The 21,068-nt window shown below is 47.6% G+C and carries 16 protein-coding genes; all 16 read right to left on the reverse strand.

Annotated features, from left to right (window positions below; all coding sequences use genetic code 11):
- Positions 1 to 138 precede the first annotated feature (138 nt).
- The 16 genes from gdhA to dxs all read right to left on the reverse strand — a co-directional run bounded on the left by gdhA (position 139) and on the right by dxs (position 21,067).
- Positions 139 to 1,473: an NADP-specific glutamate dehydrogenase gene (gdhA, locus tag ARB69_RS03620; protein ID WP_025657566.1), complete on the reverse strand. Its 1,335-nt coding sequence runs from the start codon at positions 1,471 to 1,473 to the stop codon at positions 139 to 141.
- A 568-nt stretch (positions 1,474 to 2,041) separates the two neighbouring features.
- Positions 2,042 to 2,629, reverse strand: coding sequence for a putative ABC transporter permease (locus ARB69_RS03625; RefSeq protein ID WP_050642391.1), 588 nt, complete (start codon positions 2,627 to 2,629; stop codon positions 2,042 to 2,044).
- 225 nt (positions 2,630 to 2,854) lie between these two features.
- On the reverse strand, positions 2,855 to 3,031 hold the full coding sequence (gene rpsU, locus ARB69_RS03630; protein WP_004054229.1) for a 30S ribosomal protein S21: 177 nt from the start codon (positions 3,029 to 3,031) through the stop codon (positions 2,855 to 2,857).
- 125 nt (positions 3,032 to 3,156) lie between these two features.
- Positions 3,157 to 5,796, reverse strand: coding sequence for an alanine--tRNA ligase (alaS, locus tag ARB69_RS03635; protein WP_055151175.1), 2,640 nt, complete (start codon positions 5,794 to 5,796; stop codon positions 3,157 to 3,159).
- 167 nt (positions 5,797 to 5,963) lie between these two features.
- Positions 5,964 to 7,475 (reverse strand): 4Fe-4S dicluster domain-containing protein, encoded by a 1,512-nt coding sequence (locus tag ARB69_RS03640; RefSeq protein WP_050642393.1) that lies wholly within the window; start codon positions 7,473 to 7,475, stop codon positions 5,964 to 5,966.
- Between the two features lie 129 nt (positions 7,476 to 7,604).
- Entirely contained in the window at positions 7,605 to 9,998 is a 2,394-nt protein-coding gene (locus tag ARB69_RS03645; protein WP_055151178.1) for a homocysteine S-methyltransferase family protein, read from the reverse strand.
- Positions 9,995 to 10,645, reverse strand: a complete 651-nt coding sequence (locus tag ARB69_RS03650) for a vitamin B12 dependent-methionine synthase activation domain-containing protein (protein ID WP_050642395.1) — start codon at positions 10,643 to 10,645, stop codon at positions 9,995 to 9,997. The genes ARB69_RS03645 and ARB69_RS03650 overlap by 4 nt, the downstream gene beginning before the upstream one ends.
- Positions 10,646 to 10,657: 12 nt before the next feature.
- Positions 10,658 to 11,527 carry a methylenetetrahydrofolate reductase [NAD(P)H] gene (gene metF, locus ARB69_RS03655; RefSeq protein ID WP_025657570.1) on the reverse strand — a complete coding sequence of 290 codons (870 nt, stop codon included), beginning with the start codon at positions 11,525 to 11,527 and terminating at the stop codon, positions 10,658 to 10,660.
- 211 nt (positions 11,528 to 11,738) lie between these two features.
- Positions 11,739 to 13,187: a glycogen synthase GlgA gene (glgA, locus tag ARB69_RS03660; RefSeq protein WP_050642396.1), complete on the reverse strand. Its 1,449-nt coding sequence runs from the start codon at positions 13,185 to 13,187 to the stop codon at positions 11,739 to 11,741.
- A gap of 84 nt (positions 13,188 to 13,271) precedes the next feature.
- On the reverse strand, positions 13,272 to 14,060 hold the full coding sequence (gene spo0A, locus ARB69_RS03665; protein WP_025657571.1) for a sporulation transcription factor Spo0A: 789 nt from the start codon (positions 14,058 to 14,060) through the stop codon (positions 13,272 to 13,274).
- 92 nt (positions 14,061 to 14,152) lie between these two features.
- Positions 14,153 to 15,235, reverse strand: a complete 1,083-nt coding sequence (gene spoIVB, locus ARB69_RS03670) for a SpoIVB peptidase (protein WP_050642397.1) — start codon at positions 15,233 to 15,235, stop codon at positions 14,153 to 14,155.
- 158 nt (positions 15,236 to 15,393) lie between these two features.
- On the reverse strand, positions 15,394 to 17,070 hold the full coding sequence (recN, locus tag ARB69_RS03675) for a DNA repair protein RecN (RefSeq protein WP_055151181.1): 1,677 nt from the start codon (positions 17,068 to 17,070) through the stop codon (positions 15,394 to 15,396).
- Between the two features lie 9 nt (positions 17,071 to 17,079).
- Positions 17,080 to 17,538 carry an arginine repressor gene (argR, locus tag ARB69_RS03680; protein WP_050642399.1) on the reverse strand — a complete coding sequence of 153 codons (459 nt, stop codon included), beginning with the start codon at positions 17,536 to 17,538 and terminating at the stop codon, positions 17,080 to 17,082.
- Positions 17,539 to 17,542: 4 nt separating this feature from the next.
- Positions 17,543 to 18,376: an NAD(+)/NADH kinase gene (locus ARB69_RS03685; RefSeq protein ID WP_025657575.1), complete on the reverse strand. Its 834-nt coding sequence runs from the start codon at positions 18,374 to 18,376 to the stop codon at positions 17,543 to 17,545.
- Positions 18,377 to 18,387: 11 nt separating this feature from the next.
- Entirely contained in the window at positions 18,388 to 19,191 is an 804-nt protein-coding gene (locus ARB69_RS03690; RefSeq protein WP_055151184.1) for a TlyA family RNA methyltransferase, read from the reverse strand.
- A 1-nt stretch (position 19,192) separates the two neighbouring features.
- Positions 19,193 to 21,067 (reverse strand): 1-deoxy-D-xylulose-5-phosphate synthase, encoded by a 1,875-nt coding sequence (gene dxs, locus ARB69_RS03695; RefSeq protein ID WP_055151187.1) that lies wholly within the window; start codon positions 21,065 to 21,067, stop codon positions 19,193 to 19,195.
- Between the last annotated feature and the right edge of the window lies 1 nt (position 21,068).

Below are 21,068 nucleotides of genomic sequence, written 5' to 3' on the forward strand. Positions count from 1 at the left end.
CATCGGCTGTTCTAGAATCACTTAGCAGCATGGGTGCATATCGCAACGGCATATACAGCCCCAGCACCTTCCCGGCCTCCCTGTCATGAAGCGTCCCCGTCCGTCGACAGGACTGAAGCCTGTCAACTAAATCCCGATTTATATGATGCCCTGCGCCGTCATTGCGTCTACTACTTTTTCAAATCCCGCAATGTTTGCACCTACCACATAGTTTCCTTTTACATCATATCTTTCAGCAGCATCTGCCATATTATGACAGATGTCCACCATAATTCTCTGAAGCTGCGTGTCTACTTCCTCGAATGTCCAGCTAAGACGCTCGCTGTTCTGGGACATCTCCAGGGCTGAAGTTGCAACACCGCCTGCATTTGCAGCCTTTCCAGGTGCAAATAATACACCGTTTTTCTGCAGATATTCTGTCGCTTCCAGAGTTGTCGGCATGTTAGCGCCCTCGGCTACTGCAATACATCCGTTTGCAACAAGTGCCTTTGCATCATCCAGCAAGAGTTCGTTCTGGGTTGCACATGGCAGCGCGATATCAACTTTTACTGACCAAACCCCTCTTCCTTCGTGGTACTCGGAATTTGGACGGTAGTTCTTGTATTCTGTCAGTCTTGCACGCCTAACTTCCTTGATTTCCTTCAGCGTGTCTACGTCAATCCCATCCGGATCGTATACCCATCCGTTGGAGTCACTGACTGTCACTACTTTAGCCCCCAGTTGATGAGCTTTCTGTGTTGCGTAAATAGCAACATTTCCTGAACCTGATACTGCTACTGTCTTACCAGCAATATCAATTCCATTCAGCTTAAGCATCTCTTCTGTCAGATAGAGCAGACCGTATCCGGTAGCCTCTGTGCGGGCCAGAGATCCGCCGTAGCTTAAGCCTTTTCCTGTAAGTACACCTTCTGATAATCCGCGGATACGCTTGTACTGTCCATACATATATCCAATCTCTCTTGCACCGGTGCCGATATCACCTGCAGGTACATCTGTATCTGCTCCAATATATTTACATAATTCCGTCATAAAGCTCTGGCAAAAAGCCATAACTTCTCTGTCTGATTTTCCTTTCGGATCAAAGTCAGAACCGCCTTTTCCCCCGCCGATCGGAAGCCCCGTCAGGGAATTCTTGAAGATCTGTTCAAATCCCAGAAATTTGATAATGCCAAGGTTTACTGAAGGATGCAGACGAAGACCGCCCTTATATGGCCCAATCGCACTATTGAACTGAACCCTGTACCCTGTGTTAACCTGAACCTGACCGCTGTCATCTACCCATGGTACACGGAACTTCAGCTGTCTCTCAGGCTCTACAAGCCTCTCCAGAAGAGCATCTCTGCGGAACTTCTCCTCATTTGCCTCAACAACGGCTCTCAGAGACTCCAGCACTTCCTTTACCGCCTGGTGGAACTCCGGTTCTGCAGGGTTCTTTTTCACAACTAATTCAATTACCTCATCAACGTATGACATCCTTTTCTACCTCCTGAAATAATATAAAAATGGCGGGGTGACAACCTGCCCCGCATCATGACAACTTTGTCTACTCGTTTATTTTAAAAGCTGCCTGCAACTTTGTCAATCATAAATTTCATAATTTTTACAACTTTAAAACTGTATAGTATTAAACCCGACAAAGTATACGGCAAAATGCTTTTATAACATTTTAAATATCATCCGTGTTTACTGCAATATTAGCTTTAGTTTAAACGATGACAACTATGCGGACAGTCTCATCCCTTGTTTTATGTGATAATGACATTTTTGCAGGAAATCTGTTTGTATTATTCATTTCTTATATTTTCCCATTCCTTGTAAAAGATATCGCCAAAATATTTCATTCTTTCCTGATGAACATAGCTGATATCTCCTGTTAAAGTGCAAAAAAACGCCATAGACCTATGTCTATGACGCCTTTGTCATTTCACTCATTTAGTATATACCAGTTTTTTCCTAACGTCAAGTAAAAATTCTAACCGTATACCCTGGTATCAGTACTGCGCGCGCCCGCAGGGGGAACAGTAACGGCCTCAGCAGCCATCTAACGTCCGATCAAGTTCCGAAAGCTGTTCTTAATCTTACTGAACGAGACCGGCAGGTTCTCCCGCTTCTCTTTATAAAAAGAAGAGGTAAAATCAATAATATAAACCAAGATCAGTAATGTACCTGCAATTCTTCCAATATGGAAAGGTATCGCATTTACAATCCGCTCAACAAACCCGTGCAGAACCCCAAACAAGATCAAAGTGTACAGTCCCCACGCCAGCGTGCTTTCCAGACAGAGAATTCCTTTATAATTAAACGGCTTGTCCGTATAATCCCACCAGACCTCACCGAATATCCGCTCCATAATCCTGGCTGTCACCCATTCGATTGTTGTAGCCAGTATGGCTCCCAGAAAGAAAAGCAGCACTCTGTTGTGACTGTAAGGACTCAGTACAAAATATACTGTCAAAGCCCCCACTCCATAGATCGGGCAGAACGGTCCTTTTGAAAATCCCCGGTTTGTCCACTTTTTATTACAAATGGACATGTAAATAGATTCCACTATCCACCCAAGAATACTGTACGTAAGGAACCACAGTACCACATGATATAAATCTCTTCCAAATATCACCTTATCCCACATATTCTCATCTCCATCTTATGTTAATGTCCCATCAGTTTCCTTTGGTAATCATATCACAGCTTCACAGACATTACTACGAACTTTGGAAAGTCTTAAACAAATCTTAAATAAATAAAGAAAATACAAAGCTAACCCGTATTCCGGCCGTCCTTGCCATTCGCATCCTCCGCTGTCCTCAAAACACAAAAATAGAGTGTTTTTCAACACTCTATTTATCTGCACATATTAATTATATTTACGTTTTCTAGCAGCTTCAGATTTTTTCTTACGTCTTACGCTTGGCTTTTCGTAATGTTCTCTTTTACGAATCTCCTGCTGAATGCCAGCCTTTGCACAGTTTCTTTTGAATCTGCGTAAAGCGCTATCTAACGTCTCGTTTTCTTTAACGATTACATTTGACATAGTCTCACACCTAACCTCCCCTCCAGCCTTGTATTGTGCATCATACGACTGTTCGGGTATATTTATTGCACTACAAAAGATTATATCATATTTTCACTAAACGTCAACTGTTTCCGGCAAAAAAACTAAGAAAGTTGTCCTTCCAGTGCTTCAACAGCCTTTGCAAGCGCATCTTTGATGCCTGCCGGGTTCTTTCCGCCTGCCTGCGCCATGTTCGGACGGCCGCCGCCTCCTCCTCCTACGAGGCCGGCAATCGCTTTGATAAGGTTCCCGGCATGTGCGCCCTGTTTCATCGCACCTTCTGTAGCGGTTACCATAAGACTGACTTTCCCCTCATTTCCTGAGGCAAGGACGACTACGCCCTCTCCCAGTTTTTCCTTCATCTGGTCTCCAAGGTCGCGGAGTCCATTCATATCAACGCCGTCCACCTCTGCCGCCAGAAGCTTTACGCCTTTCACTTCCTGCACCTGATCCATCACATCGCCCATGGCATCCTGTGCAAGTCTGCTCTTCAGGCTTTCCACCTCTGAGTGAAGAGTTTTGTTCTCGGACATCACATGTGTGATCTTCTCCGCCAGGTTATCCGGCGATGCCTTTAACAGCTTCGCCGCCTCATTCATCTTCTTCTCCAGAGTATCATAATAGTCTAAAAGTCCCTGCGATGTCAGTGCCTCAATGCGGCGCACGCCTGCAGCCACGCCTGTCTCGGAAATAATCTTAAACGCCATAATTTCGCTCGTGTTCTTTACGTGGGTACCGCCGCAGAACTCAATCGAGAATCCGCCTATATTAACCACCCTTACGATGTCCCCATACTTTTCACCGAACAAGGCCTGCGCACCGGTCTTTCTGGCCTCTTCGATCGGCATATTCTGAATATCCACAGGCAGAGCCTCGGCAATATGCTCATTAACAATTTCCTCTACCTGTTTGAGTTCGTCCTGGCTCAGCGCAGAAAAATGTGTGAAGTCAAAACGGAGCCTGTCTTCATTCACACTGGAGCCTGCCTGTTCTACATGAGTGCCCAGCACTGTCCTGAGCGCCTTCTGGAGCAGATGGGTCGCGCTGTGGTTTCTTGCGGATAAAGAACGCTTTCTGGCATCTACGGCCAGCTCTGCCTTATCCCCTGTCTTGACCATACCTTTGACAACCTGTCCCACATGGCCGATTTTACCACCCAGGAGCTTGATTGTGTCTTCTACCTTAAATTCCCCTTCCGGAGTGCGTATAACGCCCGTATCGGCCTCCTGTCCGCCGCTGGTGGCATAGAAAGGCGTCTCTTTTACAAATACAGTTCCCCTCTCGCCGTCTGACAGGGCTTCTGCTACCTCCGTCTCCGTCGTCAGCACCGTAATCTCTGATTCATATACTAAATTATTATATCCCAAAAATGTGCTTGTAATACCCGGATCAATGGATTCGTATACGGTCACATCCGCCCCCATATAGTTCGTAACGCCGCGGGCGGCGCGAGCTGTCTTTCTCTGGACTTCCATCGCAGCATGGAATCCCTCTTCATCCACATCCAGTCCCTTTTCTTCCAAAATCTCTTTTGTCAAATCGATCGGAAAACCATATGTGTCATACAGTTTAAACGCTTCCTCTCCGGAAAGCGTCTTTTCAGCGCGCTTCTCCATCCCGTCAATCATATCGGATAAAATAACAAGTCCCTGATCAATCGTCTTGTTAAACTGCTCTTCTTCCTTTGCAATCACTTTCAGGATAAAATCTTTTTTCTCTTCCAGCTCCGGATAACCGTCCTTAGAGCCTTCGATTACAGTCTCGGCCAGCGCCGGAAGGAAATTGCCTTCGATATTCAGCAGTCTTCCATGGCGGCAGGCTCTTCTGAGCAGACGTCGCAGCACATACCCTCTTCCTTCGTTGGAAGGCATAATACCATCGGATATCATAAATGTTACGGAACGTACGTGATCCGTTATAACGCGGATAGAAATATCCGTACCTTCTTCTTTCCCATAAACAACATCCGCCATCCTGCATACATGGCTGCGCAATTCCTTGATCGTATCCACGTCAAATATGGAATCCACATTCTGAACAACCGAAGCAAGTCTCTCCAGACCCATGCCTGTATCGATGTTCTTCTGCTCGAGCTCTGTATAATTTCCCTTGCCGTCATTTTCAAACTGGGTAAATACGTTGTTCCATATCTCCATATAGCGGTCGCACTCACACCCAACCGTACAGTCCGGGCGGCTGCAGCCGTACTCTTCTCCCCTGTCATAGTAGATCTCCGAACAAGGACCGCAGGGACCTGAACCATGCTCCCAGAAATTATCTTCCTTACCGAACTTGAAAATACGTTCCGCCGGAATCCCCATCTTTTTATTCCAAATCTCAAATGCTTCATCATCGTCCAAATATACAGACGGGTACAGTTTGTCGGGATCCAGCCCTACCACCTCTGTCAGAAACTCCCATGACCATTTGATTGCGTCATCTTTAAAATAGTCACCAAAAGAAAAGTTGCCCAGCATCTCAAAAAATGTGCCGTGACGCGCTGTCTTACCGACATTTTCAATATCTCCTGTCCTGATACACTTCTGACAGGTTGTCACCCTTTTGCTCGGCGGGTTCTCCTGTCCTGTAAAATATGGCTTCATCGGCGCCATTCCCGAATTGATGAGAAGAAGACTCTTATCATTGTGCGGTACTAATGAAAAGCTCTTCATTGCAAGGTGCCCTTTGCTCTCAAAAAACTCCAAAAACATCTTTCTTAATTGGTTCACTCCATATGGTTGCATAACCCTATTCCTCCCGGTTTCTTTATCTGCGGCAGCCATGATGATTCTGCCCTTATACGCTCCGGATATCCGGAACGATGAGTATATGGTCAACAGAAACAGAGTGGATGCGGATCCACTCTGTATTTCTAACCTATCATACCATAGCTGGTACGGTTTTTCAAATATTATTTTAGCTCGATTTCTGCCAGTTCTTTCGGCGGAATATTGTTGGAAGAATTCTTTACATAGTTGGCAAGAGCTTTCTTTGCTTTTGAGACCGGTATATTCGTTCCGGCGCCTGCTATGCAGCCTCCCGGACAGCCCATTCCCTCGATCAGACAACCGTTCATACGTCCGGCTTTTGCCAGCGTCAGTATCTTTTTGCATTCGGCAAGCCCCTCTGCATGCTCAATGTTCACTTCCACATCCGGATAATACTCATTGATGCAGTTCTCGATGGCCTCTGCCACGCCGCCGGCACAGGCATAGCCGCGGCCCGCTCCCGTCGCGTCGTGGAATGAAGACTCTGCTTCGTACTTCTTCAGGTCAATGTTTTTCGCGTCAAACATTGCCTGCACCTCTTCGTAAGTCACAACAAAGTCCACATCACTGCGCACGGTTCTTCTCGACGCTTCCAGCTTCTTAGCCGCACACGGCCCGATGAATACCACTCGCGCGTTCGGATGCTCCTGCTTAATGGTTCTGGCTGTCGCCACCATAGGGGTCAGCTCCTGCGAGATCTGGTCGATCAGGTCAGGGAAGAATTTCTTTGCCATTACTGCCCAGGACGGACAACAGGATGTCAACAGGAACGGAAGTTCCCCTGATACCACTTTATCCACATAATGATGCGCCTCAGCTATGGCTCCAATGTCTGCTCCCAGCGCCACTTCATAGACTTCTGAGAATCCCAGCTCCTGCAGGGCGGCCTTAATGTTTCTCGGCGTAATATTATCCCCAAACTGACCGACGAATGCAGGGGCAATCTCGGCCACAATCTCTCCGCCCTCCTGCAGCGCGTTCGTCAGCTGAAAGATCTGGGACTTGTCTGAAATGGCGCCAAAGGGACAGCTTACCATACACATACCGCAGGACACACATTTCTCTGTATCAATATAAGCTCTTCCATATTTGTCGGAGACAATCGCATTAACGCCGCAGGCATTTTTACAAGGCCTTTCCTTCTTCGCGATCGCATCATACGGACAGACCGATTTGCATTTACCGCACTTGATACATTTTTCCTGGTCTATAAAGGACTTGCCGTCCACGAAAGAAATGGCTCCCTTCGGGCATACTTCCTGGCAAGGATGGGCAAGGCATCCTTTACAGATATTACTCACTTCATATTTGTTCTCCTCGCAGCTCTCGCAGGCCGATGGTATCACCTGCATCAGCGGAGGCTCATAATACTTTTCTGAAATGTTGCTGGCTTCCACTCCGGAAGTCAGGTGCACCGGCTTATTCTCCGGCCGCAGCGACAGACCCATAGCCAGCCTCAAACGCTCTCTCACGATCGCGCGTGAACGGTAGGTACTCTCGCGGTATTTTTCCGTATCGTCATTTACAATCTCATAGGGTATCGCTTCCATATCCGCCAACAGCGTGTCCGCGTTAGCCTTAAATCCCAGTTTTGCAACTTCCGTAAACACTCTTCTCCGTATTGCACGGACCGGTGTCTGCAGTCCTCTCATCATAGGTTCTCTTCCTCCTGAATTTTCTCCAAAAAGGCAGCTGTCTGCCATTCTGTTTCATTTGCATTACCACTATACCCTTTTGTTAAAATTTAGTCAATATGGTTTCTTGTATAAAAAAAGGTACATTCCTCACTGATTCTTAAGCAGCTTCTGCGCATAATAAACAGACTGCATCGCATCCTTCCCATAGAAATCCGCTCCGATCATATCCGCATACTCCTGATTCAGGACAGCCCCGCCGACCATGACCCTGCATCCGGGCGCTTTCTGCTTCAATTGCTTGATTGTCTCCTCCATGCTCACAACGGTAGTCGTCATAAGTGCACTTAGCCCTGCCAGATGCACGTCCTCCTTCAGCACCGTCTCCACAATCCGTTCCGGCGCCACGTCCTTTCCCAGGTCAATCACATCAAAACTGTAGTTTTCAAGAAGAACCTTCACTATATTCTTTCCGATATCATGAATATCCCCTTTCACGGTCGCAAGCACCACCTTCTCCTTCTTCTCCTGATCCTGTCCGGCTGCCGCGAGCGATTCTTTTAGAATTGTAAAAGCCGCTTTTGCCGCCTCAGCGCTCATCAGCAGCTGGGGCAAAAATACAGTTCCCTTCTCAAAGCCTTTCCCCACATTGTCCAGCGCAGGAATCAGATACGTATTGATGATATCCAGCGGTTTCTGCTCCTTTACAAGCAGGCCGGTAATATGATGCGCCTCTTCTTTCAGCCCCTTTTCGATCGCCTGATCCAGGGACATCTCCCCGGAAACAGAAGGAGGCGCCGGGGCGCCGGTATCCTGTCCGGCATATTTCGCAATGTAATCTTCACAGTTACTGTCCAGGTTCATAAGCGCATGAAAAGCATAATAGGACTTCATCATTTCCTCGGAGGAGGGATTGATGATCCCCGCACTCAAACCATTGTGCATGGCCATTGTATAGAAATTAGCATTGATAACCGGGCGGTTCGGCAGGCCAAAAGAGATATTGGATACTCCCAGCACCGTGTTGACTCCAAGTCCGTCACGCACTTTTTTCAATGCTTCCAGCGTCACCCTGGCCCCTTCGGGATCCGAACTGATTGTCATAGCCAGAACGTCAATGACAATGTCTTTTTTCTGAATTCCGTATTTTGCAGCTTCCGCAATGATGCGGCGGGCTATATCCACTCTTTTATCCGCGGTATCCGGAATGCCGCTTTCATCCAGCGTAAGACCGATGACTACACCCCCATACTTCTGGATCAGTGGAAATACAGCGTCCATGGATTCCTGTTTGCCGCTGACGGAATTCACCATGGCTTTTCCGTTGTAGATCCGCAGTCCGGCTTCCATGGCCTTTGTGTCCACGGTGTCAATCTGCAGCGGCAGGTTAGTCACGCTCTGCAGGTTAGACAGAACATCACGCATCATAGACACCTCATCGATGTCCGGCAGCCCCACATTGACATCCAGTATATGCGCGCCTTTATCCTGCTGCGCGATGCCTTCCCTAAGAATATAATCTATGTCATGTTCCTTTAGTGCCTGCCGGAACTTCTTTTTCCCCGTCGGGTTGATCCGCTCTCCGATAATCTTCGATCCTGAACCCAGGCAGACCGATCTGCCATAAGAAGATACGATCGTGATCTCCTTCTGCGTAACCGGCCGGAGTTCCATTCCCCGGCACAGATTTGCCATCGCCCTGATGTGTTCCGGCGTCGTGCCGCAGCATCCGCCCACCACGGACGCGCCGCGGTCCACAATCATCTGCATGACAGACGCAAAATCACGGGGAAGCACATCATAGACCGTCTCTCCTTGTACTTGTTTTGGAAGCCCTGCATTCGGCTTCACAATCACGGGAAGGGACGTATACTCCAGGATCTGATCCAGAATCGGAAGCATCTGTTTTGGCCCAAGCCCGCAGTTAATTCCCAGGGCATCCACCCTCAGGCCCTCCAGAAGCGCCACCACCGCCGGTACATCCGCCCCTGTTAGGAGTTTGCCCCGCTCGTCAAAAATGGTGGTCACAAATACCGGAAGGTCTGTATTCTCCTTCGCAGCAAGCACGGCAGCTTTCAGCTCATATGTATCACTCATTGTCTCAATATGAATCAGATCCGCTCCGGCCTCGGTTCCGTATCTTACAACCTCCCCGAATGCCTCGTACGCTTCCTCAAACTCCAGATCCCCCATGGGCTTTAACAGCTTTCCTGTAGGTCCGATATCCAGTGCTGCATAAACGCTCCGCCCCTGCACCGCCGCCTGCGCAGACGCTTCTTTCACGTGCCTTACCGCGGCAGATACGATCTCCTGCAGCGAACAGCTGTCGTCATGAAACTTCAATGCATTCGCCCCAAATGTATTCGTCAGTATAATATCGCTCCCTGCCTGGATATAATTCCGGTGTATCTCCGTAATCTGTTCCGGATGTGTGATATTCCATGTCTCTGGAAGCTCCCCGGGCTTTAAGCCGCCCGCCTGCAGTAATGTGCCCATTCCGCCGTCAAAAAACAGCAGTTCTTTTCCTAATCTGTCTAAAATCATATTTTATCCCTTCTGTATATACAGTCTTCTTTTTCGCAGGCCTCACAGCCTTTGATATGGCATTTTTCTTCTGTTGTGCCTGCTCCTATCACCGCTGTCACAGACTTTGACGGAGTCATCATACAGCTGTCAGTCATTGTCAGGCCTATCGTCTTTGCACAGTCCAGCATCTGCATCAAAGGCGCCTGGCAGCTTATGTCAAAATCACCGTATCCGGGACTAAACCTTGGCCGCAGATATAGTCCTTCCGCTGAGACCTGCGCAGCGATATCCGCCTGGCACGCATCACAGTATTCTTCCAGCAGAGCAGCCGCGCAGGCCTGCATAACCACCGCCTTCGCCATATCCGTTAAGGAAAGGCGGGCAAGCATCCGGTCTACCGCTGTTCCCAGCGTTGCGCCAAATAATATGATCTTACGGCACCCTTTCAGGTTCCGCCCAAGACTTCTGCTCTGTATTTCTACTCTGCCTATCGTAAACCTGTCATCCGCCGTCTGCTGCAAATCAAAGATGCGGTAGATGGATCTTCTGCCTGCTATGTCCTCGAGATTCCTGAATGAATCTTCCACCATTGCCAGCGTCTTATCATCTACCGCATGTTTTCCATATCCCAGATAACGGATGGCTTCTTTTGTCATATGATCCATCTGTTATTACTCCTAGCATTTAATAATTTCCGATAAATTACTCATGATTGCCTCTGCCACCTCCGGTTTATTCATGGAATAAATGTGGATATTCCTTACGCCGTTGGCAAGCAGGTCAATAATCTGGTCCGTCGCATATGCAATCCCAGCCTGCTCCATTGCGTCCGGACAGTCTCCAAATCTGTCCAGTATGGCCTGGAATCTCCGCGGAAACACGGTTCCCGACAGTTCGCAGCTGCGTTTCATCTGTTTTGCGCTTGTAATGGGCATGATCCCCGGCAGAACTGGTACTGTTATGCCAGCTTCCCGAATCCGGTACAGAAAGTTGTAATGGATGTCATTTTCAAAAAACATCTGCGTGGTCAAAAAATCCACACCGCTGTCTACCTTCTGTTTCAGATACTTTATATCATCTGCTTTATGTTCGTTCTCTACATGTCCTTCCGGATAACAGGCAGCGCCGATGCAGAAGTCTCCATGCTTCCTGATCTCTTCCACCAGCTCATAGGCATAGTGAAAACGATCCTCCGACGGGAACTGCATATCAGCCGGAATGTCTCCCCGAAGAGCCAGAATATTCTCGATTCCAAGTTCCTTCAGGCTGCCTATTACGCTCCTCACCTCGTCTTTCGTTGAGGACGCGCAGGTCAGATGTGCCAGGCTTTCGATTCCCAGATCCTCTTTGATATGCTCCGCAATCTTTGCGGTATTTTTACTGGTTCCCCCGCCCGCTCCGTATGTAACGCTTATAAAGTCAGGGTTCAGGGCGGCTATCCTGTCGGTTGCTTCCTGTACCTTTTCATATCCCGCGTCTGTCTTGGGCGGAAACACCTCGAACGATATATGTATCCGGTTCTCATTCAGTCTGTCTTTTATTTTCATATTGTACTTCTTCTCCCATATACGAATGCCTGCGGCCGCCCTTCATAAAAGGGCAGCCCATACGCTTTATTCGTAACAGTTCAGGCAAGCCTGAACTGTTACGCATCCAGCCCATTGAGATTCGCCTGCGGCGAAGACCTGGATGCCTGCAACCACCATGTTTTCGTACGGTCTGCGCAGTAAATGCGCAGACCTGTCTGGACGGTTATCTTTATTCGCCAATCAGGCTTTTGTATAATTCATCGTATTGCCTTGCAGAGTTCTTCCATGAAAAATCTTTGTTCATGGCGCGCTCTACAATTTTATTCCAGTCACGTTTCTTATCGTAATAGATCCGTTCTGCATAACGGATGGTATTCAGCATCTCATGTGCATTATAATTCGTAAAGCTGAATCCCGTTCCGGTTTTTTCAAATTCATTGTACGGTTCTACTGTGTCCTTCAGTCCTCCTGTCTCCCTAACGATAGGAATCGTTCCGTATCTGAGGCTCATCAGCTGGCTCAATCCGCACGGCTCAAACAATGACGGCATCAGAAACGCATCGCAGGATGCATAAATCCTATGAGATAAGTCCTCGGAATAAAAGATATTCGCTGATACTTTTCCCGAGTATTTCCATGCAAAATGACGGAACATGTTCTCATATTTGGCATCTCCGGTGCCGAGTACGACAATCTGCACCGCATCCTGACACAATTCATCCATAATGTAATCTACAAGGTCAAATCCTTTTTGATCGGTAAGTCTGGATACCATGCCGATCATCATGGTCCTGGAATCTTTATCCAGTCCCAGTTCTTCCTGGAGGGCCAGCTTGTTTGCCACTTTATTCTTACGGAATGTATCAACCGTAAACTTCTTGGCAATCCGGGAATCCAGAAACGGACAGTATTCCTCATAATCAAGTCCGTTTACAATTCCGCACAGTGCATTTTCTCTCGCCCTCATCAGGCCGTCAAGGGCCTCTCCGTAAAATGGTGTTTTAATCTCTTCTGCATAAGTCTGGCTTACAGTTGTTACCTTGTCAGCATATACGATCCCGCCCTTCAGAAGGTTCGCATCTTTGTATGCTTCCATCTTGTCAGGAACAAAATAGTACTCCGGCAGCCCTGTGATACTGCGTACGGTCTTCGTATCCCATACGCCCTGAAACTTCAGGTTATGTATCGTCATGATTGTTTTGATTCCCCTGTAATACTCGCCGAGATAACGGAAATTATCCAGATATACCGGTATGAGGCCGGTCTGCCAGTCATGGCAGTGAATCAGGTCAGGGCGGAACCCAATCACAGGAAGTATACTTAAAACGGCTTTAGAAAAAAAAGCATACTTCTCGATGTTCCACTTCGGATCGCCGTCATATGGAGCATAACCGCCGAAATAATGTTCGTTGTCGATAAAATAAAATGTAATATTGTCATGGACACATTTTAAAATTCCGACATATTGGTCAGTTCCTGCTATATCCATGTAGAAATGATCAACATATTCCAGCATATCTTTCCATTTTTGCAGCATACAAGTGTATTTTGGCAGCACCACCTTCACATCATACTTTTTTCTATCAAAATATTTGGGCAATGAGCCTACAACATCTGCCAATCCGCCAGTTTTAATAAATGGAACGCATTCTGAAGATGCAAATAAAATGTTTTTCATAAACAAACCCTCCACTTTCCTTGAGTCCTCTTACAAGCCTTATATACTGATTATTATAACTCATTTTCTGAACAAAGGAAAGAATTATCTGTGCTTATATTCTAATTGGATGGTATCTGCAATCAGTGCTATAAACTCAGAATTTGTCGGCTTTCCTTTGCCGGTGCTCACGGTATAGCCGAATAATTCGTCCAGAGTGTCCAATTTACCGCGGTTCCATGCAACTTCAATTGCATGGCGTATTGCCCGTTCTACTCTGCTTGATGTCGTCTGGTACTTTTTGGCAACCGTTGGGTATAATACCTTCGTGATTGCGTTCAGGACATCCATATCTTCCACTGCCATCATAATGGCATCCCTCAGATAATGGTATCCTTTGATATGAGCCGGTATCCCAATCTCATGCAGCATGTTAGTGACACGATTTTCCAGGTCCTCTTCTCTAATCGAGGTATTTCCAGATAATTCTTCATTTTTCTTCTCGTGATTTCGGAACACTTTTCTTACAGTTTTTATACGATTCAACAACATTTCATTATTAAATGGTTTCATGATGTAGTAATTTGCGCCTTTGTTGAAAGCGTCTTCTGTAATTTTCTCCTGTCCTACCGCTGTTACGACAATGAAATCAGGGCGTTTTGTCATGGTCTTGTCTTGATTTATGCGTTCCATGACGGTTAAACCGTCCATTTTCGGCATAATTAGATCAAGAAGAACCACGTCTGGCTGTTGATTCTTGATGATTTGACACATCTCCTCACCATTTTTAGCCTTTCCCACCACATTCAGTTCTTTGTCCATGTTGATAATTTCTTCGAGCAGATCTAAAATTCTCTCATTATCATCAGCGATGGCCACGTTTAAATGTTCCATAATCCCTCTCTCCTCTAAAGGACCCGGACTGAGAAACGCCACTCGATTATTATATCTTTGAATCACACCATAATCAAGGATAATTTGTTGCTCTAATTCGACAAAGTCTGATCTCCAACATTCTCCAGCATATTTTCGATGAAAATGCCGTAACCTTTTGTGGAATCCTGTACGAAAACATGGGTTACCGCGCCTATCAGTTTCCCATTCTGCAGGATGGGGCTTCCGCTCATGCCCTGTATGATTCCCCCAGTCTTTTCAAGGAGTCCGGGGTCGGTCACCTGTATGACAAGCCCCTTGTTCACTTCGTGTCCGGAATAGTCGATATCTGTCACCTTTATGTTATATTCTTTGACTTCATTGTCGACAAAGCAACGTATCGTCGCGTCGCCGATTTCTATCTCTTCTTTGGCTGCAATCTGCACAGGAATCTGTTCTGTAAATAAGTCGTCTATCTTATCTATCGTACCATAAATCCCTGCGTCAGTATTCTTTTTTATACTTCCCAGCTTATTGTATCCGTTATAAACTATGATGCCCTCCATGCTGCCAGGAATTCCATTCTCGCCCTTTTTAATCGAGTGGATACTGGTTTTGTAAAGTGTTCCATCCGCAATGGACAAAAGTACATTTGTATCGGAATCATGAATTCCATGTCCCAGCGCGCCGAATTCGCTGCTTCCTGTCAGAAAGGTAATGGTCCCAAGTCCCTGCACATTGTCCCTCACCCAGATGCCCAATTTATATTCATCGGGTTCGCATTCCACTGGTTTTATTTTCACATCTATGGTCTCTTCCTCTCTTCGAAGGCTGAGGACCACCTCGTCTTCATTCAGATGGGCGAGGGCTTCCATCAATTCCTTTTTATTCTCAACTGTTTTTCCGTTGATTCCAGTTATATAATCCCCGCATTTAACCAGATGGCTGGCCGGCTCGTATTCCACCCCGTCTATTCCTTTTATGTGTTCCGTATCCAGTACCATAACGCCATCTGTCTCCATATAGATTCCCACCGGCATTCCACCGACAAGAACCGTGTCTTCGCTGATTGTCTCTGTACTTACTTCCGTCTGCTCTACCGCATCTGCGGCTATCCAGCCAAAATAGCCTGAACAGGCAGACAAAAGCACGGCGGACAAAAGTACAAGAACTCTGTTCTGCCAGCGTTTCTCCATGCAACCACACCCTTTCATTTTTAATTAGGAATTCATGAAATAGAAACCGCAAAAATTTCTCTTATTTCACAAAAAATACGATCCTATTAAACAAAAAACAGATACCAACTTGGTATCCGTTTTTAGTATGTGACTGCATGTTCTTTTTCACACTGGTATTATATTTCACGCTTTGCCATTTCTTTCATCTCTGCCGCGCTTTCCATTATTTTTCCGGTTACTTTCGCCCCGCCCAGAAGCCGTGCCAGCTCTTTAACCGATTCCTGCTCATCCAGACATCGTATTTCCGTTTTGGTACTGTTAGAGGTTGTATCTTTTTGAATCAGATAATGTGCATCAGCCATCGCCGCGATCTGGGGAAGGTGTGTGATACAGATTACCTGTCTGCTTCGCCCGATAACATGCATTTTTTCTGCCACTTTTCCTGCCGTGATTCCGCTGATTCCCGTATCTATCTCATCAAAAATTAAAGTCGGCGTATCTTCCTTATCTGCTAAAACTGCTTTTACCGCAAGCATAATTCTCGATAATTCACCGCCGGATGCTACATTGGCAAGCGGTTTTACAGGTTCCCCAGGATTTGTGGAGAGATAAAATTCCCCCTCATCCATGCCATTGGCAGTAAAAGTTTCCGTCTTTCCCAATCTCAGTTCAAACTTAACGTCCAGAAAATTCAGGTCAGCAAGACCCTGTTTTATCTCCGCCGCGAATGCCCGGGAAGCCTCAGCTCTGGCTTTGCTTAAAGCATCTGAGTGCTTCTTTAGCTTTTTTTCGCTCCGGCTGTATTTTTCTTCCAGATCAGCAATATAACTTTCGTAATCTTTTAGTTCACTTAGTCTCTCTCTTTTTGTCCTGCAGTATTCCAGGACATCTTTGACAGTATTACCATATTTTGCTTTTAAATGATTGACAAGATTCAGCCTGCTCTCGGTTTCATAATACTCTTCCTCGGAAAATTCAAAGCTTTTCGCATATTCCGCCAATTCCCGGTTAAAATCATTCAGAAGACTGTCTATTTCCAGCAGCTGCCCATAAAGACCCGCTCCCTGCTCATCACATTCTTCCACATCCTGAAATGCGCGGATGGCCCGGCTCAGCAGATCGCTGGCATTGCCATGGGCTGATTCACTCGTATACTGATACGCCTCCGCTATGCTCTCCGTAAAACGGCGGCTCTCTGTCATACGCTGGTATAACGCCTCCAGTTCTTCATCTTCGTGGTCCTGCAGGCCGGCCTCTTCAATCTCTCCGATTTCAAATTCCGCAAGCGAGATCTCCTTTTTCCGGCTTTCTTCATCCATCCCCGACTCTTCCAGTGCTCTGCGGCAGCCTATATATTCTTTATATGCCGCAGATGTAGATTTCTTTAAGTCTTCCACCTTATCCCTGGCATAGACATCCAGAAGCGCCAGATGGTTTTTTTTGTGCAGCAGCGTCTGATGCTCGTGCTGCCCGTGGATGTCAATCAGCATACTTGCAACATCTTTGAGTACACTCATGCTGACCGTCTCCCCGTTAATTTTGCTGACACTGCGTCCCTCCATCAGTTTCCTGGACAGAATGAGCATGCCTTCTTCCGGGTAGATATCCAATGCCTCCAGCTGTCTTAGAAGCGCTTGGTCCTCTACGGTGAAGGTCATCTCCACCAGTCCGAACTGTGCGCCCTTGCGCAGCATATCTGCGCTGTACCGGCCCCCCAGGGCAAGGCCTACAGAGCCCAGAATAATTGATTTCCCGGCTCCCGTCTCACCAGTCAGGATATTGAGTCCCGGCTGGAATTCTACTTCTATTTCATCAATTAACGCTAAATTTTTCACATGCAGATTTTGCAACATATTTTTATCCTAATTCCCTTTAGACACAATCTTTCGAATCTTCTCCATTACAGCAACTGTCTCATCCACACTGCGGACCGCACACATAATCGTATCATCCCCTGCTATGCATCCCACAACTTCTTTCCACTTCATCGCATCCACGGCGGCTGCGACTGCCATAGCCATACCGGATACCGTTTTGATCACGAGGATATTCTGGGCCATATCCATGGATATATAACCGTCCCTTAAAACACGGATATACTTCTCGCTCATCCCGTCTTCCTCCGGCTTCAGAACCACATACTTCTGCCTGCCGCCGTCCACGGACACCTTGGTAAGCTTCAGATCCCTGATATCTCTGGATACCGTTGCCTGTGTCACTTTAAAACCCGCATCGTTCAGACGCTCGGCCAGTTCCTCCTGGGTTTCGATATCATTCTGGCTGATTAATTCGATTATTTTTGCATGACGACTGACTTTCATATTACTAGTTTCCTTTCATTTTCTTGCGCATAGTCTTCATAAAGCTTTCCTTGCTGAGCTTAATCAGCTTTGTAGTCTCACCCGACTTTTCGATCGTAATTCTATCTCCTGTCACCAGCGGCACGGTACTGGCGCCGTCAAACGTAACGGCAGCATGCTCCGTCTTGCCGTAACGCCCCTCGCAAATCTCCACTTCAATGATATCTTCCGCGGACAGCACAATACTGCTTGTATTGAGAGCATGAGAACAGATCGGGGTTATGACAAACATGCTTGCCGTGGGCTCCACAATCGGTCCTCCGGCTGAAAGGTTGTACCCGGTTGTCCCGGTAGGAGTGGAGATGATTACCCCGTCAGCCTGATAGCTGTTGAGCAGTTCACCGTTTACCGAAATATTAAAATGAATCACCCTGAGCCCGCCTTCTCTTGTCACTACAATATCATTCATCGCCACGTCGTTCAGCCGGCCCTCCACACAGCCATGCATCATCATGCGTTCCTCTATCTCAGGTGTTTTATCAAACAGCCTGTCCAGAGCGCCCCTGAAGTCGTGCAGTTCCACCTCAGTCAGATAGCCCAGTGTACCCAGGTTGATTCCGAGCAGAGGGATATTATATCCCTCCAGCTCCCTGGCCGCGCGGATCAGCGTTCCGTCTCCGCCCAGCACAAGGGCACACTCCATCCCTTCCGGGACGGTTCCCGGTATAATATGCCCATCCGGGTCCTTCTGGGAGAGTATCCCGGTTTTACCATGCTGTTCGATATAATCCAGGATTTCATTAGTTATGCTGTAGTCAGCATCTTTTAGCTTATTCGTAATAACGTAAAATTTATCCATGGTGCTTCCTCTTATTTTGCCAGCGTCTCAAAAGCCCTCTCTACTACAGTCACCAGATCCACCGCAATTGCCGGGGCGTCCCCTTCACATTTACGCAGGTGGATCAGGTATTCAATATTGCCTTCCGGCCCTTTGATCGGGGAAAAGTCAATATTCAACACTTCAAATCCAATGGAATTCGCATACTGCGCCACCTTTTCGATCACCTCATGGTGGGTGCTCTTTTCACGCACCACTCCCTTTTTTCCTACCTTTTCCCGGCCGGCCTCAAACTGCGGTTTGATCAGCGCCACGATCTCCCCCTCTGACCGCAGATAGCCGCGGATTGGTCCCAGTACTTTTGTCAGAGATATGAAAGATACGTCTATCGAAGAAAAATCAACAGGCTCCCCAATGTCTTCAGGGGTCACGTAGCGGATATTCGTCTTTTCCATGCAGACGACCCGTTCATCCTGACGGAGCTTCCAGTCCAGCTGGCCGCGTCCCACGTCTATGGCGAAGACTTTCACAGCGCCGTTCTGCAGCATACAGTCCGTAAATCCGCCCGTGGAGGATCCCACATCTGTACAGACTTTCCCCTCGACAGTGACATCAAAATTGGCAAGAGCCTTCTCCAGCTTCAGCCCGCCGCGGCTGACATAGGGCAGTGCATGTCCTTTTACCTCGATCCGCACATCCACCGGAAAAGACGAACCTGCCTTATCCTCTCTCTCCCCGTCTACAAAGACACTTCCAGCCATGATAATGGCTTTTGCCTTTTCTCTGGATTCCGCCAGATTCCGTTTTACCAGCAACACATCTAATCGTTCTTTCATTTTACTCATTCCTTATCGTCACATAGTCTGTAATTACCTGTTTTACGATTGTTTCACAGTCCAGCCCGACCTCATGGCGCAGTACATCCACGTTGCCGTGTTCCACATAATCATCCGGTATCCCGATATTCAGCACATGCACCCCCAGGCGCGCACGTGACACATACTCCAGCACACGCTCTCCGTAGCCTCCGGAGAGGACGTTCTCCTCAATCGTAACGAACAGCTGGTGTTCTTTTGCCATCCGCTCCAGCATTTCCGTATCCAGCGGCTTTACAAAGCGTGCGTTTACCAGGCTGCAGCTGTATCCTATGTCTTTCAGGCTGAGGCGTACGGCCTCAGCAACCGCTGCCATGTGTCCTACAAACAGAACGGCAATATCCTCTTCCTCAAAGAGAACTTCACTTTTACCATAGGTAATAGGAGCACGGAATTCCTTCAGCCCCTCATAAGCCGATCCTCTTGGATACCGCAAGGCTATGGGATACCCAAAGCCCACTGCATATCTGACCATATCTGCCATCTCCCAGCGGTTTTTTGGCGACATGATCGTCATATTCGGGATCGTAGCAAGAAAAGACAAATCGAAAAGCCCCTGATGCGTCTCTCCGTCACTGCCGACAAGGCCTCCCCTGTCCACCGCCAGCACAACCGGCAGCTTCTGCAGGCAGATGTCGTGGATCGCCTGGTCGTAAGCCCTCTGCAGGAAGGAAGAATAAAGCGCCACTACCGGCTTCATTCCCCCCGCCGCAAGACCTGCTGCAAACGTCAGCGCGTGCTCTTCCGCAATTCCCACGTCAAAGAACCGGTCCGGATAGTACTTCTGAAAACGGTTCAGCCCGGTTCCGTCTGCCATGGCCGCCGTGATCGCCGCCACCTTACTGTCATGCCTGGCAACATCACAGATCACCTTGGAAAATACATCTGTGTAGCTGTCCTTGGCCGAAGCATCCCTGGCGGCCCCGGTCTCTATGTCAAAAGGCCCGGTTCCATGAAATCGCGCCGGATTCCGCTCTGCAGGCTCATATCCTTTTCCTTTTTTTGTCAGTACATGGACGAGCACCGCATGGTCTACACGCTTTGCCTCATTCAGCGCCTTATATAATTTTTTCACATCATGCCCGTCAACCGGTCCCAGATAAGTGATCCCCATGTCCTCAAAAAACATACCCGGTACAATGAGCTGTTTGATGCCGCTCTTAGTCTTTTTCATCTGGTTGACAATTTTCTCGCCCTGAACCGGAATCTTCAAAAGCGTATCTTCCACGCCCTTTTTCAACCCCACATAGGCTTCTGCTGTGCGCAGGCCATTCAGATACCTGGACATGCCGCCTACATTCTCCGAGATAGACATGTTGTTGTCATTTAATACAATAATAAAATTGCTTTTCAGCCTGGAGGCATTGTTGAGCGCCTCATATGCCATCCCGCCTGTCATTGCACCGTCCCCGATAATAGAGACGACATGGTGCTCTTCACCGAGAATATCTCTGGCCGCAACATAACCCAGCCCGGCGGAAATAGAAGTTGAGCTGTGCCCGGTATCAAATGCATCGCACTCACTTTCTTTGCGCTTCGGAAATCCGCTCATGCCGCCGTATTTACGCAGGTCATCGAATCCTGCCCTGCGCCCGGTCAGCAGCTTGTGCGTATATGCCTGGTGCCCCACGTCCCAGATCAGCTTGTCCTGAGGCAGGTCAAAGGCCAGATGCAGGGCCATTGTAAGCTCCACAACGCCCAGATTCGAGGCCAGATGACCGCCTGTCCTGCTGATCTTTTCAATCAGGAATTCACGGATCTCCTCCGCCAGCAGATCCAGGTCCTCAGGCTGTAACTCCTTTATATCATTTTCCTTTTGGATCTTTTCTAATATCATT

Source organism: Faecalicatena contorta (assembly GCF_001404335.1).
Classification (GTDB): domain Bacteria; phylum Bacillota; class Clostridia; order Lachnospirales; family Lachnospiraceae; genus Faecalicatena; species Faecalicatena contortus_B.